10 protein-coding genes are annotated in these 16,004 nt (G+C 59.9%); 6 read left to right on the top strand and 4 right to left on the bottom strand.

Going from position 1 to position 16,004, the window contains the following annotated elements; genetic code table 11:
• Positions 1 to 40: 40 nt before the first annotated feature.
• On the bottom strand, positions 41 to 1,411 hold the full coding sequence (locus ACYQ6J_RS08325) for a DUF58 domain-containing protein (RefSeq protein ID WP_460183722.1): 1,371 nt from the start codon (positions 1,409 to 1,411) through the stop codon (positions 41 to 43).
• A gap of 84 nt (positions 1,412 to 1,495) precedes the next feature.
• A complete protein-coding gene (locus tag ACYQ6J_RS08330; protein WP_460183723.1) occupies positions 1,496 to 2,485 on the bottom strand; it encodes an AAA family ATPase in 990 nt (329 codons plus the stop codon).
• Between the two features lie 338 nt (positions 2,486 to 2,823).
• Here ACYQ6J_RS08330 and gmd point away from each other — a divergent pair, with 338 nt between their 5' ends.
• Positions 2,824 to 3,813 carry a GDP-mannose 4,6-dehydratase gene (gmd, locus tag ACYQ6J_RS08335; protein WP_460183724.1) on the top strand — a complete coding sequence of 330 codons (990 nt, stop codon included), beginning with the start codon at positions 2,824 to 2,826 and terminating at the stop codon, positions 3,811 to 3,813.
• A gap of 109 nt (positions 3,814 to 3,922) precedes the next feature.
• Entirely contained in the window at positions 3,923 to 5,008 is a 1,086-nt protein-coding gene (locus ACYQ6J_RS08340; RefSeq protein ID WP_460183725.1) for a lysylphosphatidylglycerol synthase transmembrane domain-containing protein, read from the top strand.
• Between the two features lie 171 nt (positions 5,009 to 5,179).
• Here the strand turns inward: ACYQ6J_RS08340 and ACYQ6J_RS08345 are convergent, their stop codons facing one another.
• Complete coding sequence (locus tag ACYQ6J_RS08345) at positions 5,180 to 8,140, bottom strand: serine/threonine-protein kinase (protein WP_460183726.1); 2,961 nt, start codon at positions 8,138 to 8,140, stop codon at positions 5,180 to 5,182.
• A 916-nt stretch (positions 8,141 to 9,056) separates the two neighbouring features.
• On the opposite strand from ACYQ6J_RS08345, the gene ACYQ6J_RS08350 reads away from it, so the two are divergent.
• From ACYQ6J_RS08350 to ACYQ6J_RS08360, 3 genes are all read left to right on the top strand, one after another.
• Positions 9,057 to 10,346, top strand: a complete 1,290-nt coding sequence (locus tag ACYQ6J_RS08350; RefSeq protein WP_460183727.1) for a TadA family conjugal transfer-associated ATPase — start codon at positions 9,057 to 9,059, stop codon at positions 10,344 to 10,346.
• Positions 10,347 to 10,408: 62 nt separating this feature from the next.
• The gene (locus ACYQ6J_RS08355) at positions 10,409 to 11,377 is read left to right on the top strand and encodes a type II secretion system F family protein (protein WP_460183728.1); all 969 of its coding nucleotides are present in this window, start codon (positions 10,409 to 10,411) and stop codon (positions 11,375 to 11,377) included.
• Between the two features lie 12 nt (positions 11,378 to 11,389).
• Positions 11,390 to 12,397, top strand: a complete 1,008-nt coding sequence (locus tag ACYQ6J_RS08360) for a type II secretion system F family protein (protein WP_460183729.1) — start codon at positions 11,390 to 11,392, stop codon at positions 12,395 to 12,397.
• 150 nt (positions 12,398 to 12,547) lie between these two features.
• On the opposite strand, the gene ACYQ6J_RS08365 is transcribed toward ACYQ6J_RS08360, so the two are convergent.
• Positions 12,548 to 14,224, bottom strand: coding sequence for an FAD-dependent oxidoreductase (locus tag ACYQ6J_RS08365; RefSeq protein ID WP_460183730.1), 1,677 nt, complete (start codon positions 14,222 to 14,224; stop codon positions 12,548 to 12,550).
• Positions 14,225 to 14,840: 616 nt separating this feature from the next.
• Here ACYQ6J_RS08365 and ACYQ6J_RS08370 point away from each other — a divergent pair.
• Positions 14,841 to 15,974, top strand: coding sequence for a coiled-coil domain-containing protein (locus ACYQ6J_RS08370; RefSeq protein WP_460183731.1), 1,134 nt, complete (start codon positions 14,841 to 14,843; stop codon positions 15,972 to 15,974).
• Positions 15,975 to 16,004: the final 30 nt, after the last annotated feature.

Genomic DNA, 16,004 nt, shown 5'->3' on the forward strand with positions numbered 1-16,004 from the left:
ACGCAACGGGTCCGCGACCCGGTCGCCGCGTATCGGGCGGTCAACGATAGACATACCGGCTGCAAAATGTGGGCAAGTATTCCTCCGAAGGCAGATGCCGCGTCTCGATTCCCAGATCGGCGAGGCGCGCGGCGGCAACGGCAAAATCCACCTCCGAGGGATGGTTGAAGATTGCCACAACCTGAACCCCGCGACGCCGCACAGTTTCCAAAGCGGAAGCGGTTTCTGCGGTAAGCATCCCAATGAAAGCGACGGCGGTCGTCTCCATGGGAATCCTCGGCAACGTCTCTCGGATCAATTCGGCAAACGTGAGACCTGGGTACAATTCCACCCGGGCCAAAACCTCCAAAGCATGCTGAAGCTGTTGCGGGCCTCGTTGCGGCGGAAGGATCAGCGGTGCGGCCGCGCGTCCCGCCTTGCGACCCGTATCCTGAACTCGAATCGCCGTCAAACGATGGTGCGGATCCGGGTCCCAGCCTTCCTCTCTGGCACGCTCCACGGCGTCTCGACCGTTGCATATCAAGCCGAACGGTTCGTTCATCAAGTACAAGGCATGAGCCAAGGAAGCCGCCGCCGAAACGGCCAACTCCGAGCGTGCATAGGCCTGGCCTTCCGGATAACCGCTCGGAGACAAGTCCGGCAGCAGCGTAGCGCCGGCCAATGCCGAGGGTTCATAGACCTTGCTTTGGAACTGTCCGGTTCGGGCGGTCGCCGCCCAATGAATGCGTCGGGGCGGATCGCCGGGTTGATAGGGCCGGATACCGGCGATTCTCGTCGGGTCCTCGAACAATTGATACGCAAGCCGCATTTCGCCCAAAGGTCTCTTGGCGGCGATGTCGTAGCCCTCCAAGGGAACGACTTTGGGGTACACCAGCAGATACTGCGGCGGCGCCAGCGATCGGTACCGCCGCTGCAATCCGAACGGATCGCCGGTTTCTGCGAGAAGCGGCCCAATGCGGTAGAACCCTCGCCGCATGCATTCGATTTGATAGAAGAGACGCTTGCGACCGCCCTTGGGCAATCGCAAGAAGGCCACATTTCGCCCAAGTAGCCGCAACCGCGGCGGGGTACCGCGGAGATCGGCGCTTGGAATCAAATCTTCCACCATAAGCCAAGGCAGGGCCAACCGCCCGTGATTATGCAACTCGACGTTGAAGGCGACCTTGTCTCCGATACGCGCATCGACGCGGTTGCAATCCCGGGAGGCGGATACTTGAGACGCCCAGTATCGCACCAACAGCCTCGCGGCAACGGCGGTTGCCAGCAAGAGATAGGTGGCCGCAGCCAACGGAGCGGAGCCGAGAATCCAAGCCAGGACGAGCAAAATCGCCGCCGCCACGGCCCATTGGACGATGACTCGATCGGTCGCAGGCCGATCCGCAGGCTCCCAAGAAGCTCGCTTTTTCGACACATTCGCGGAATTCAAATTTCGGCTCCCGCCGACGACTATCCCGGCCGATATCCATTGCTTTCGCCGATTCGCTTCGACTGCCCGCTACGCCGATCCGGCGGTTTTCGGAGAGGGCGGTTCCACGATCGGAACGGGCACGGCATCCAACACCTCATTCAAAACGTCCTCCACGGACACGCGACGCAAACGACTTTCGGGCCGCAAGATGATGCGGTGGCCGAGCACGGCGTGGAAGATGCGTTTGATGTCGTCCGGCAACACAAAACCGCGTCCCAACATGGCCGCCACGGCTTGCGACGTACGAAAAAGGGCTATTCCGGCCCGAGGACTCCCCCCCAGTCGCACGTCTTGATGCTCTCGCGTGGCGTGCACCAACTCCACGATGTACTGCCGCACGCGATCCTCCACGTGCACCCGTCGCACCGCCTGCTGAGCGTTCAAGAGATCGGCTGCGGAAATCACGGGCCGAATCTTGTCGATGGGATGCTCCAATTGCAGTCGCCCGAGCAACTGAATCTCTTCCTCCAATTGCGGATAGCCGAGCGAGAAGCGGAGCAGGAATCGGTCGAGTTGCGCTTCCGGCAGCGGAAAGGTCCCCTCGTGTTCGATGGGGTTTTGAGTGGCGATTACCAAGAAGGGCGGGTCCAAACGGTACGTGGCACCGTCGATACTGACGCGGCCCTCGGCCATGGCTTCCAACAGCGCCGACTGCGTTCGCGGTGTGGCACGGTTGATTTCGTCGGCCAAAAGAATCTGACAGAAGATCGGCCCGCGGCGAAATACGAACTCGCCCGTTTTCGGGTGAAAGATCGAGGTTCCCAGGATGTCGCTGGGCAGGAGGTCGGGAGTGCATTGAACGCGATTGAACGTGACGCCCATGCTTTGGGCCAAGGCACGGGCCAACATCGTCTTGGCCACGCCGGGCACGTCCTCCAACAGGATGTGCCCCTCCGATAGCGCCGCCGCCAAAGCGAAAACGATCTGCTGGCGCTTGCCGATCAGGGCTTGCTCCACATTCGCAATCACCTTTCGGGCCACGGTCTGAACCGCCGCCAGGCTGAATCCGTCGCTCATCGCCTGCTTGCTCCCGGTTTCGATCGTCCTACGTTTCGCATCGGACGCCGATTTGACCAGCCGATCGCCCCGATTCGGTAAGAAAACCGTGTTCTCGTCGATCCACCGCGGGAACGGATTGTAGCGAATGCAACACCTTTACGGGTTTACCCACGGACGACGACGAGTTTTTCGTTCCAATCGCATTCTATGCTGGGCCTAACACCGTCACAAGTTTCGATACTTTGGTAAGATAGACAATTGGACGAAAACTCGTGCAGCCAAGCAAGGAAGAGAAAAGGACTCGGTCGCCGCGCGTACGGATCCGAACTTGCGGCACCAAATCGGAGTGTCGGGCAATGTCGAAGAAAGCTCTGATAACCGGAATCACCGGTCAGGACGGATCGTACCTGGCCGAGTTTCTGCTCGAAAAAGGCTACGAAGTCCACGGAATGGTCCGGCGCTCGAGCACGGAAGGATTCGACCGAATCCGCCATATTCGCTCGCGGGTCACGCTCCATCAAGCGGACCTGCTCGATCAACTCTCGATCGTGCGTCTACTGGATGCCATTCGCCCGCACGAAGTCTACAATTTGGCGGCCATGAGTTTCGTGCCCACCAGTTGGGAGCAACCGCTCCTGACGGGCGAGTTCACGGCGCTCGGCGTCACCCGGATGCTAGAGGCGATTCGCCAGGTGGACTCGGGCATTCGCTTCTATCAGGCCAGTTCCAGCGAGATGTTTGGCGACGTCCGCGAGGAACCGCAGAACGAAGACACCCGGTTCTGGCCCCGCAGTCCGTACGGAGTGGCCAAGGTGTACGGACACTGGATCACCGTCAATTATCGGGAGAGCTTCGGTATCTTCGGCTGTTCCGGAATCCTGTTCAATCACGAGTCCCCGCGGCGCGGAAAAGAGTTCGTCACGCGGAAGGTCACCGATGCCGTCGCCCGAATCAAGCTGGGAGTGCAAGACAAGCTCCATCTTGGCAATTTGGATGCCATGCGAGACTGGGGCTTCGCCGGCGACTACGTCCGCGCCATGTGGATGATGCTCCAGCAAGAAAAGCCTGATGATTACGTGGTCGCAACCGGCGAGAAGCATTCGGTCCGGGAATTGGTGGAAACCGCTTTCACGTACGTGGGACTGGATTGGCGGAAGCACGTCGAGATCGATCCGCGTCTGATCCGCCCGGCGGAAGTCTGCACGCTGCGCGGAGATGCCTCCAAAGCCCGGCGAATCCTGGGCTGGCAACCCGAAGTCTCATTCACCAACCTGATTCAGATGATGGTGGATTCGGATCTCGAGATCGTACGCCGCGAAATGACGGAGCGTTCCGGCGTGATGTAATTCTCGACGCATGGTGGGCAGGTTGGGCCTTGCATCCGCCGCCGAGCCCCTTCCGCAGTTGCAAGAGTCCTCGCCGAACACGCGGCAAATTCAATCGTTGCAGTATTCCATGAAACGAATCCGCAAATGGGCGATCGTCTTTCTCAAGGCGGCCATCTCCATCGGAATCCTCAGCTACCTTGTGTGGGACGCCGTGCACAAGGGCGAGGGGCTTTTTCGCGACGAACACGGCTTCAATCCTCTGCTATTGCAACAACTCGTACATCATGCTGCGGATCGCTGGTACCTGCTCTTGGCGGCACTGACGGCCTCGGCGGGAGCGGTCCTCATCACATTCATCCGGTGGTGGTTGCTGATCCGCGCTTTGGGAACACCGATTCGTTTCGGCGAATCCTTACGCCTCAGTTTCGTGGGTTTCCTCTTGAATCTTGCCCCCATGGGCATCGTGGGCGGAGACATGGCCAAGGCGATTCTCGTCGCGCGGCGATTCCCCGGCCACCGACCCGAGAGCGTGGCGTCGGTACTGTTGGACCGAATCCTCGGCCTTTACGTTCTTTTCATCACTGCGGGCATTGCAATTCTCTTGACCGGATTCTACCGGCAACCGCAGGCCATCGTTCAGACCGTGTCGGTGGCGGTCGTCGCCGTTTCCGCTGTGATGACGGTCGGTCTGATCGTGCTCTGGGCACCCGACGCCACCGACGGCGCTTTCCTCCGACTTCTGGAACGACTACCCCTGATCGGTTCGGCGATCGCACGGTTGGCGGAGGCGATCCGTCGCTATCGTCATAACCTGCCGTTGATCACTGCGGCCGTATTCATGACTTTTCCCGTGCACCTACTCACGGCGTGCTCGATCTTCTTGATCTCCAGCAGCATGTTCCCTAGCGTCCACTCCTTGAGCTACCACTTTGTGATGGTTCCCGTCAGCGCTTCCGCGCAGGTGCTTCCGGTTTCCATCGGGCCGACCGAGTTCGTGCTGGATCGTTTGTACGCCTCGATTCCTCTCATCTCGGGCGAGACCATTCCACCGGGCCAAGGCCTTCTGACCATGCTGGTCTACCGCGTGATTACGCTGATCATTGCGGCCATCGGCGTCGGATACTACCTTTCCAGTCGCCAAGAATGGACGACAGCCATGGACGAAGCGGAAGCCGCCGAGACGGACTCCGCCGTCGCCCTCGAATCTGTGTAGAGGGGTCGAGGAGCACTTTTGCCGGTCGCAAAGCCGGCCCGTCGCAGATTACCAATCAAGTCCGCGGCGTCTTCGGCTTGCGATCAACGACAAGGGACCCTAACGGGGCGAAGTGTTTCACCCCGGCCTGCCGCAATTACCGCCGCGCGTGCAGCTCGACGTTTCAAGGCTTCAGGGCGACGTTTCCGCGGTCACGATCGGCAGTCGGTCCGCGAGGCAACCCACCTCTCCTGCCAAGCCAATTGCCGCATCGTCGATGAGCGGGTCCATGAGCGCAAAGTCTCGCGGGGTATGCTCGTGCGGCGGGATTCCGTCCGGCAAAGGCCCACTCCAAGGCACGGCGCCCCAGGCGGGCGAACTTTCATTCTCCCACCGCCAGTAATTCTTCCAGGCTTCGAAGGGCAGCCGAAGCGTTTCCGTGCCGGAACCGGGCGCAATGCTCCAAAAAACGGCAAATCGCTCATAGAAATTTCGTTCGCCGCGCCAACGAAACCGCCCCAACGCTTCTTCCGCGCTGATTCCGACATGCTCGACGAACACCCCTTGCGGAGGTCCAACCCAAATCGAGTCCCTCGCGTCCATCTCCACTTGCGGCACATAGGGGCGGTATTCGCCGGGGACGACCCGGACCACGCCCGACCGAACCGCGCACGTAAGGTTCTCCGCCGTCAACCGGACGACGGATTCCTTGGCCGGCGGCAGTTCGCTACCAACGGCATCCAACAGTCTTCCGGTCGTACTCGTAAAGCAATTCTTGAGCGACACGGACAACGGTTGTCCGTCGCCCACCCATACCGCCGACGCTTCACCCCGCAACACGCAATTCGTCAGCGTGATGCCAACAGGCCTCGCGGCAATACCCGGTGCCGGCAATCCCCCGGTCAACAGGACGTAGGACTGCGGATCGCTTCGAACTTCGAAGATGCGGGCGGCAGGCGACCGTTCTTGGTTACTCCAATTCTTTTCCGCCACTGACACGACACAGCGTTCCAACGCGACTTGCGAACCGAAGTCCAGGTGCATGACGGACCAACCGTCCGGCCAAACGGAGGACACATTCTCCGCACGCAGAACGACGTCCCGAAACATCAATGATGCACCCGCCGCCGCGAAGAACGTCTTTTGTCGCTGAAAGAGCGTGCCCAGCGCCGGACGAAGCACCAACTCCGGTCGACGTCCCTCGGATGCCGCGATGATCAAGCTTCGGCCTCGGACATCGCAAGGCTCCACCTCCAAGGGACCGTCAAAGTCGAGTCGAATCTCGTCCCCTGCCTTCGCCGCCGCGAGTGCGGCCCCTAAGGTTGGAAATCGTCCGGGCGATTGCCCCTTCGGATCCACAACCAAGACCCCGCGGGAGGCTACGGTACCGGGTGAGGTGGAGTAGGGAATCGCTGCCGGACTCCCGGTCGCTCCGGAGGCAGCGCCCGCCAAGCCTTCGGGCGTCTTTCCATAAACCGGATCTCCTGATGCACCCAAGAGAGGCGACGCGGCATTCGCTAGCGCGGAGGGGGCGTTGACGACATTTCCCGGGGCGTCCTGCCGCAAAGCCCGGGGCAACGGCGTCCACGGCACGGTCGCTTGCGGATCGGGGGACGCTGCCGGAAAACCAAGCCCCTGCGACGGACCGAATACGTCGTCTTTGTGCAAAGCCGAGGCCGGGCCTTCCCACGACGCGCCGGAAAGCCGATTCGCCATCTCCAGCGACGTATCGTGCCCCTGCCCATTCACCGAAACTCCCCCGGTTCCAATTGTCGCCGGAGACTCCAATCCGCCACCGGATTCGGACCGCACAGCGCTACTGCTTCCGGGAACGGGTAATCGCGTTTGGCCGGACTCAGTCGAGGCACCGAAACCGGGCCCCGCAGTCGCTGCTTGCACCTTCGCCTCACCTGGCTTTGAGGCGGGTTCCACCGGCGTCGGCAAGGGCGATCGGTCGCGGTTGGGTTGCAACGGCAAGTCGTAGATATCCCCCCCCGGCAATCCCTGAAGCGTTGCCGGCGACCACCACCAATCCAAAGCGACGGTGCCCATGAAGAAAAGCAGAACGGGGACCAACCATGGCAGGTGCTTTTGCCAGGCACGTCGTGTCGGCGACTCGGGCGGTCCCCACACACGGGTCGCCGCATAATGCTGACTGATCTCGGCCAAGACCTCGCTCAGCGCCTCGATCAGCTGGGTCGCCGTTTGATAACGATGCCGCGGCGACTTCGCCATCATCTTCCGCAGCACCCGCACCAACGCCTCGGGCACGTCCTTTCGGAGTTTGCGAATATCCGGCGGTTCCTCGGCCTGGTGCTGCAAGAGTTTTTGCAGGACGGTGCCCGTCGGAAAGGGAGGACGCCCCGTCAGCATGAAGAAAAGCGTACAGCCCAAAGAGTAAATGTCGCTGCGGATGTCCGCAAGACGCGGGTCTCGCGCCTGTTCCGGCGCGATATAGTCAAACGTCCCCAGCGTCATGCCGCTGCTGGTCAAATCGCCGGATCGCCCCGTCCCCTCGTGCATCCGCGCCAACCCGAAGTCGATTAGCTTCACGCGACCGTCCGGAAACACTAAGATGTTCGAGGGTTTAACGTCTCGATGGACGACGCCTCGCGACCAAGCGTGTTCCAATGCTTCGGCGACCTGGATGGCATATCGGACGGCATCCCCAACGGGAAGTCCGCCGTTTTCCTCAACTAAGGCGCGGACGTTCTTTCCTTCGATGAACTCCAGGGCAATGAAGGGGATTCCCTGGACTTCGCCCGCGGAAAAAACTTGAACGATGTTGGGATGGTTGAGTCGCCCTGCCGCACGCGCCTCATTCTGAAACCGCGCCAACGTCTGAGGATCCGCGGCCTGAGTCGGGGACAGCAGTTTTAAGGCAACCGTCCGTCCCACAGAGGCCTCAAACGCCCGAAACACGCGCCCCATCCCACCTCCGCCGATCTGGTCCAACAGTTCGTACGGACCGATCATGGCCCCCGGCGTCAACTTGGGAGCAACGATTTCAACCCCTAAATCCGCCGTGCCGCCCAAAGCGGGCTGATCCCCCCCGGTGATCACCGTGGGTTGATCGTCCAATCGGTGCCGAGCGGAACCACCGTTGAGGGCGGAACCGGCGGCATCTCGCGATGGCGGCGTGGAGTGAGACATCGTTCGGATCAATACGGCCTCATGCCCCGTATTGCTCGTAAAAATTGACTGTCGCCGTCGGCTATCCACCCCCCCTCCCGGTGCGGCAAGTGACGGTCATGACGTTTTTTCGTTGTTGCGAGAAGACTATGGAGAAAAGGAAGCTGGGGCGCAATAGCCGAATGTCTTCCGCCCAACCCCAGAATCCTCATTATTAACCATTCTACTTATAGACAGGGAACCGGGTCAATCAAAGGACGGCCTGTCAAAAAACGCATTAAGGATGAGGACCACGCGGCCTTGCGCCATCACTTCGACAACATAAGCAGGCAAAATATTGTTTTGGAAAGGGGAGACCAAAACGGCACTCACGGTTCCGAATCGCCGCGCACGCGGCTTTCCCTGAGCGGGACGCCTTATTATCGTACGCCGCAGTGACTTCCTCCCGGTTTTCTCTACGTTTTCACGCAGTTTTTACGACGATGGCACTTCGGAATGAAGTGACAACCCTCCTTTTAGGTGGTTTTTCTATCGAAATCCCCCCTCGCGTCCTCTCCTTGCAACGTCGATCTTTGTCTCCACTTTTTACAAAAAACTTCTTATCGCGCGGATTCTTAGGCGTCGCAATATGTCACGAATGGCGAGCGACAGGATCGCTTGGGCAACATAGGAAAACTTGTCCGGATTCGTGGGTAGTCGGTGCCCGGCGTAAGCTAGGCTTGATAGTGAAAACATTCGCTCGCTGAGGCGACGGTGCGACATAGCTGCATTTGCATCCGAGCTTCACATCCGACAACCCGTTGCAATCGCCGTCGGTCGCCGCATTATTGGTGACGCACGATCGCTTCATTAACGACTGATACATTCGTCGATTTGGGAGTTTCCCAGGATGGCACAATTCCCCACTGCCCGCCCGCTTGGAGGCCCAACCCGCGCCGTGGACTCGAAAGAACCCTCTTTCGAGGAATTGAAGCAGCGCATTCACAGCAAACTCGTGGACAAGCTGGACCTTTCCAAGGTCGGCCAGTTGGCGGGCGACGTCTTGCGTCGCGAAATCCGTCTGGTCGTTGAGCACCTATGCGACAGCGAAAACACGATGCTCAACCGCAGCGAGCGCGAGCGTCTGATCGACGAGGTGCTCGACGAGACGTTCGGCCTCGGACCTTTGGAGGCCCTGCTTAAGGATCCCGCCGTCAGCGACATCTTGATCAACGGTCCCAAGAACGTTTACGTGGAGCGCCGAGGAAAACTCGAAAAGACGACGGTCACCTTCCGCGACAACGAACACTTGCTTCAGATCATCGACCGCATCATTTCCAAGGTAGGACGTCGCGTCGACGAAACCTGCCCCATGGTCGACGCCCGTATGCCGGACGGTTCGCGTTTCAACGCGATCATTCCCCCGCTGGCCTTGGACGGCCCCGCCGTCTCCATTCGTCGCTTCGGAAGAAATCCGCTCAAACTCGAAGACTTGCTCAACCTCAAGGCGTTTACTCCCGAGATGGTCATGCTGCTGGAGGGGGCGATCAAGGCGCGATTGAACGTCGTCATCTCCGGTGGTACAGGCTCCGGTAAGACGACGCTTTTGAACACGCTGTCCAGCTTCATTCCCAACAATGAGCGGATCGTCACGATCGAAGACGCCGCCGAATTGCAACTCCAGCAGGAACACGTCGTGCGGTTGGAGACTCGTCCTGCCAACATCGAGGGTAAGGGGGCGATTACCGCCACGGATCTGGTACGCAACGCCCTGCGTATGCGTCCCGAACGAATCATCATCGGTGAGTGCCGCGGTCCGGAAACCCTGGACATGCTTCAGGCCATGAATACCGGCCATGAAGGCTCGATGACCACGCTTCACGCAAATGCCCCCCGCGACGCGATCGCTCGTATGGAAACGATGATCATGATGGCGGGCTTTGAACTCCCGCTGAAGGCAATGCGAACGCAGATCGCCAGCGCCGTCAACTTAATCATCCAAGCCAACCGTCTCCAAGGCGGCGTCCGGCGAATTACCCACATCACCGAAGTCGTGGGAATGGAGCAGGACACCGTGGTCATGCAAGACATCTTCCGTTACGAACAAGAGGGGATCGATGAATCGGGGCGCAGCTATGGGAAGTTCATATCCACGGGAATTCGGCCGACATTCATGCCGCGACTCGAGGCTCGCGGCATCCGGTTGCCGGCAAATATCTTCCGTCAGCGCGTAATGCTGGAAGCGTAATAGAGGGGTACCGACCAAGACGAGGACTCTTTCGTTCGATAGATGAGAGGAACAGGCACATCATGAGTCCCCTGCTAATCGCATTCGCCGCATTCGTCGGTACGGCGGCATTGGTCGCAGCGCTGGCCATGCTCTTCACCCGGCGAACCGATGACCGACTCGAAAATCGCCTGCAAGTGTACGCCGGCGTTCAGACGGCCAAGAGCAAGGAAGAGTTACGCAAGCAGCAAAGCCTCTTGACCAAACCGCTGGAAAACAAGAGCAGTCTGGCCGAGGCGATCGTGGAGCGTTTACCCAGCCTGAAACGCTTGATGGAACAGGCGGACATACAAATACCGCCGGCACAGCTTGTCATGATCTCGGCGGTACTGGCGGGCGCAGGTCTGGCGTTGGGCCTGCTTCTGCGAGCACCGGCACTGTTGATTCCCCTGCTCGGCGGCGTGGGAGGCATGCTGCCGCTATTGTGGGTGCTGTGGCGAAGAAAACGACGTTTGCGGGCATTCGGAGCGCAACTGCCCGACGCCCTCGAAATGCTGGCCCGTTCGCTCCGATCCGGCCAAAGCTTGGCGGCGGGATTCAACATGGTGTCCACCGAGATCGGCCCGCCCCTGGGCAAGGAATTCGGCCACGTTTTCGAGGAACAAAATTTGGGTATGCCGCTCGAGCAATCGCTCCGCGACCTCGCCGACCGCATTCCAAACTTGGACCTTCGGTTTTTCACCATGGCCGTGGTCCTTCAGCGACAAACGGGCGGCGATTTGGCCGAGGTCTTGGAGAAGATCGGAAGCTTGATACGAGAACGATTCCAGATTTGGGGTCAGGTCCAGGCGTTGACGGGCGAGGGCCGCCTCTCCGGAATCGTCTTGATGGCCCTGCCGGTCGTAATTTTCTTGGCCGTTTACCAACTCAATCCCGACTACGTCATGATGCTGTTCACCGATCCGCTGGGCAAAAAGATGCTGGTCGGCGCGATCATCATGCAGATTCTCGGGGCCTTCTTCATTCGCAAGATCGTGAATATCAAAGTGTGAGAGCTTGTTCCCATGACCGATTTCGTCGCGATCGAACCGTTGCTCGCCCTGACTCAGAGCTTGGATTGGTCGAAGCTGCTTCCCTTTGCGGCGTTCGGCATGTTCGCGATTTTGAGTTTCCTGCTTTTGGAAACCTTGGCTGCACGCAAACCGCGGACCGTCGAGCGCCTACAAGAGTTGGCGCGACCGCAAGTACGTCGCGGACCGGGGGAACCCGCTGCGATTAAGAAGCGGGACGGATTGACTCGCGCTCTGGAAAAAGCCACGCCCGCCCTGGCCAAACCGCTCGAACCGAAATCGGAAATCGAGAAGAGCAAACTGAAGCAACGACTGGCGGAGGCCGGTTTTCTCGGCGACTCGGCGGCGCAAATCTACCTGGGTCTGAAATTCGCCGGATTGGTCGGCGGTTTGGCATTGGGGGCGGCGATCTTCCTCGGTCTATGGGGCGTTCGGCAAAATTCCTTGGTTGCCGCGGCTTTCTTCGGCGGCATTTTGTTCTATCTGCCCGAAATCGTGCTCTGGTACCTGGCTAAACGTCGCAAAGAGGCGATCTTCCTCAGTCTGCCCGACGCCCTCGACCTGATGGTTGTCTGCGTCGAAGCAGGGTTGGGCTTGGACCAGGCCATGCGCAAGGTGACCGAGGAATTGGGCACGTCCCATCCCGTCATCGCCAAGGAATTCGCCCTGGCCAATCTACAGCTTCAAATGGGGCGTCCTCGATCGGAAGTCCTTCACGAGATGGGCGCGCGTTGCGGCGTACCCGACGTCCGAAGTCTCGCGGCAGTCATTATCCAGGCCGAAAAATTCGGTTCCAGTGTCGCCCAGGCACTCCGCGTTCAAAGCGACTCCATGCGTACGCGTCGCCGGCAATTGGCGGAGGAACGCGCGCAGAAGACCGCCGTCAAGCTGATCTTCCCGCTCGTCCTTTTCATCTTTCCCGGGTTGTTCGTGGTGCTTGTCGGCCCGGCGGCGATCACTATGATTCGAGAGCTATTCCCGATGATGGCGGGCGCTCGCTGAGCCTCATGTCATGGGAAAGCGAGAATCGGCAAAAAGTTCGGGCGAAGCGTGACGGATCGCCATCCCACACCGAATTGCCGCACGTGCTCGCGCCCACTTCGGCGGACGCGTAGCGTGCTTCAACCACCCGCCGGCGCTCATCCCTTCCGCTCAGCAGTTACCTCGGTCGACGGCCTTTCGGGCCAACCAAGACTTGTAACCGCCGGATAGATTGCGGACGCGAAAGCCTCGCTGAGCCAAGATACGATAGGCATAATACGAGCGCTGACCCACGCCGCAATGCACCCAAATCTCGCGATCCCTGGGCAATTCATGAAGTCGTCCGCGGATTTCTCCCAGCGGGATATTGATCGCCCCCGGAGGCGCACCCGCCGCGTGTTCCCCCGGCGTTCGCACATCGATGACCAGAGGAGGTTGATCGGAAGAAACCGCGCTCCATTCGCTCCAATAGGCGGGCAGAACGTCCTTGCGGAGGATGTTGCCGGCCACAAACCCGGCGATATTGACCGGGTCCCGCGCGCTGCCGAATTGGGGCGCGTAGCAAAGTTCCGCTTCTTCCAGATCGTGAACGGTTCCACCTTTTTGAATGAAGGCGGAGATGACGTCGATCCGCTTATCGACTCCGCGCCCCCCCACGGCCTGCGCCCCCAGAATCCGCCCCGAGTCGGGCGAAAAGAGTAGCTTGATGGTCATGGGTTCGGCGCCGGGATAGTACGCGGCATGGTCTGCCGAGTGCGTGTAACTAACCGAGTAGGGGATATTCCGCCGCTTCAGTTGCTTTTCGCCGGCTCCCGTCTGCGCGATCACCAGTTCGAAAAGCCCAACCGCGGCAGTACCCTGGACGCCGCGAAAACGACTTGGTCGGCCGCAAATCGCGTCCGCCGCCACGCGCGCCTGCCGCGATGCCGGGCCGGCCAACGGGACTCGGGTAAATCCCCCGGTCACCACGTCCGGAACCTCCACGGCGTCTCCCACCGCCCAAATCGCCGGATCACGCGTGGTTCTCATTTGCTCGTCCACGCGAATGCCGCCCAAATCGCCGATTTCCAATCCCGCCTCGGCGGCCAAGGTGATCTCGGGTCGCACTCCCGTAGCCAAGATTACGATTTGGCAGGGAAACTTTTCCCCGTCGCCTGCCGTCACTTGGAGACCGTTTCCGGCCTCCTCGATCGAGCGTAGGGGAGAATTGAGGCGAACCACGACGTCGTGAGCAGACAAAGTCGCATGGATGGGTGCCGTCATCTCGGGATCCAGGGGAGGCATCAGTTGGTCGGCGCCCTCCAACAAGACCGTTGAAATCCCGCGGCGGACAAGATTCTCCGTCATTTCCAAACCGATGTAACCGCCTCCCACGACCACCGCTCGGATAACTTTCTTCGCTTCCAACCAGCGGTAGATGTCGCCGGCATCTTCCAGTAATCGCAGCGAAAACACGCCCGGCAAATTGACACCGGGTACCTCCGGCACGATCGGCTTGGCCCCGGGCGAGAGCACCAGGGCATCGTACGGGCGGGTAAAGCGGGCGCCGCTCTGCCGGTTGCGTACGTGAACCAGCTTATTCTGCCGATCAATGCGTTCCACCTCGTGATTCACACGGATTTCGACGTTGAAGTAGTCCCGAAACCGCTCAGGCGTCGCGACTAGCAATCGCTGTTGCGGGGTGATAACCCCTCCAATGAAATAAGGCATCCCGCAATTGGCAAAGGAGACGAATCCTCCGCGTTCAAAGACGAAGATTTCCGCGTTTTCATCCAATCGGCGAAGCCTCGCTGCGCACGAGGCACCGCCCGCAACGCCGCCCACAATCACCACCCGTCTCGAGACCATCGAAAAACCTCCGAATGTGATTTCGCGCCGTACTCCGCTTGGCCCGCCGTTTTTCAGCGGGATTCCGTTTCAACTCCACTGCTTCGACCCGACAGAGCAACCTTGCGAATCCGAACCAACAAATTTCCGCCAACCGACAGGACCGACAAATGCCCTGGGGGTCGTTTACACGCCTTACCGACGATGCGTGGCAATGCGCTATTGTAGCCCCGAATGCCCTGGGGGAAAGTCAACGAGGCGGCGCAGTTGGGCGAGCACCGACGATTGCAACGGCTATCTGCCGCCGAGACCCCTCGCGTCGTCGCTGGTCTCAAGCCGGTCATGGCCAACCGCTTTAAGGTCGGATTCGGAGGCCGGTAGGAATGGAAACGGTTTTCGCGAAAGCGCCGTCCGACTCAAACTTCGCTGACCGCCCAAGAACGATTTGCGTTCGCGGCGTTCGCGGCGTAGAGTTTTTTAGCGGAAATAGCGAGTGGTTTGCCGCCGCGTGGAACAGACAAGGCAAACCGCGGCGGCGTATTGGCCGTCTTCCCCAAATCCTTGTCCTGGTATGGCGACCCCGAGAGCCTGTTGGGCATCTCGACAGTCGCAGGGGTAATCCCGAGCGAGTGAACCCATGAGCGGGCCGTCGAGCCTCACGACCTCCGAAGCCGCGGACATTCAGCATTGGCTGAATGAGCTTTTCGGCGGTGAGGACGAATTGAGCGCCGCCGTACTGGAAACCTTCGAGAAGCTCGAAAACGCCCTGGAAAGATGGCTGGAAACCGAGGCGGCGGAAAACTCCCGTCGTCGGCAAGAAGCCGCCCATCAACAATCGCTGATCGAGTCCCTTCAAAGAGAACGCCGCTGGATCGAGGAACGTCAGGAGGAAATCCGTCGCCGCGAGGAGACCATTGCCCGCCAATTGGCGGAGTTTGAGACGACTCGCAAGCAATGGGAGGAACAGGCGGATCATTTCCAGCGGGCACGCCAATCGAACTCGGAATCCGATGCTCAGAGTGCACTTCGTCTCCAGGAACAATTGGCCGCCATTCTCGAAAAGCTCGAGAATCTGGATTCCTTGTCGGGAGATTTCAAGGAATCCCTATCCTCGGAACTGATTGGGCGAGTCCAGGAGATCCGACGCGAGTGGCTCGACGCCGCCGCGTCCGCGCCTGCGTCTCTGCCCGCGGAATTGGCTCAGACGCTCTCCGCCATTCGAGAAAAGCTCGACGCCTACCCGAATCCCGACTCGACTGCGTCGGAAATCCGGACGTTGGTGCAGGAAGCCATTGCAGGCCTGGAACAACGCATCGAAGCCGTCATCGGTTCGGCCGCGTCCTCGGACCAAGAGAGAACTGCCGCTCTGGAGGAGCAGGTCCGCACTTTGCAGACCCGACTGACGACCGCCGAACAAGAGCGCATCAATTTGGAAACGGAGCTTGAGTTTGTACGTCATCGCGCCGCGGAATTACTGGAGATGCTCGGCGAGCAACGCCGCCAAATGGCCGAGGAACGAGCGACGTGGTGGGCCGAGCTGAAGCGTCTGCGGAGATTGATGGAAGTCTTGCTCGATCACCAACTGGAGACTCCGGGAGGCTACCAAGGGGAAACGCGGGCGGACGGTGTTCAGCCCCGTGTGGTGGGATACGAAGAGATCGAACCGCTAAACCGGACCGGCACGGAAGACGTCGCATTGGACTCGGTTTCCCAGCAGTTCGAGCTTTTGCAACGTGACTTTTCCAGAAGACGTCGTTCCGGTCGCGAATGACGACGTTCACCGACTTGTCCCAAATCATCG

The organism is Thermopirellula anaerolimosa (genome assembly GCF_054657335.1).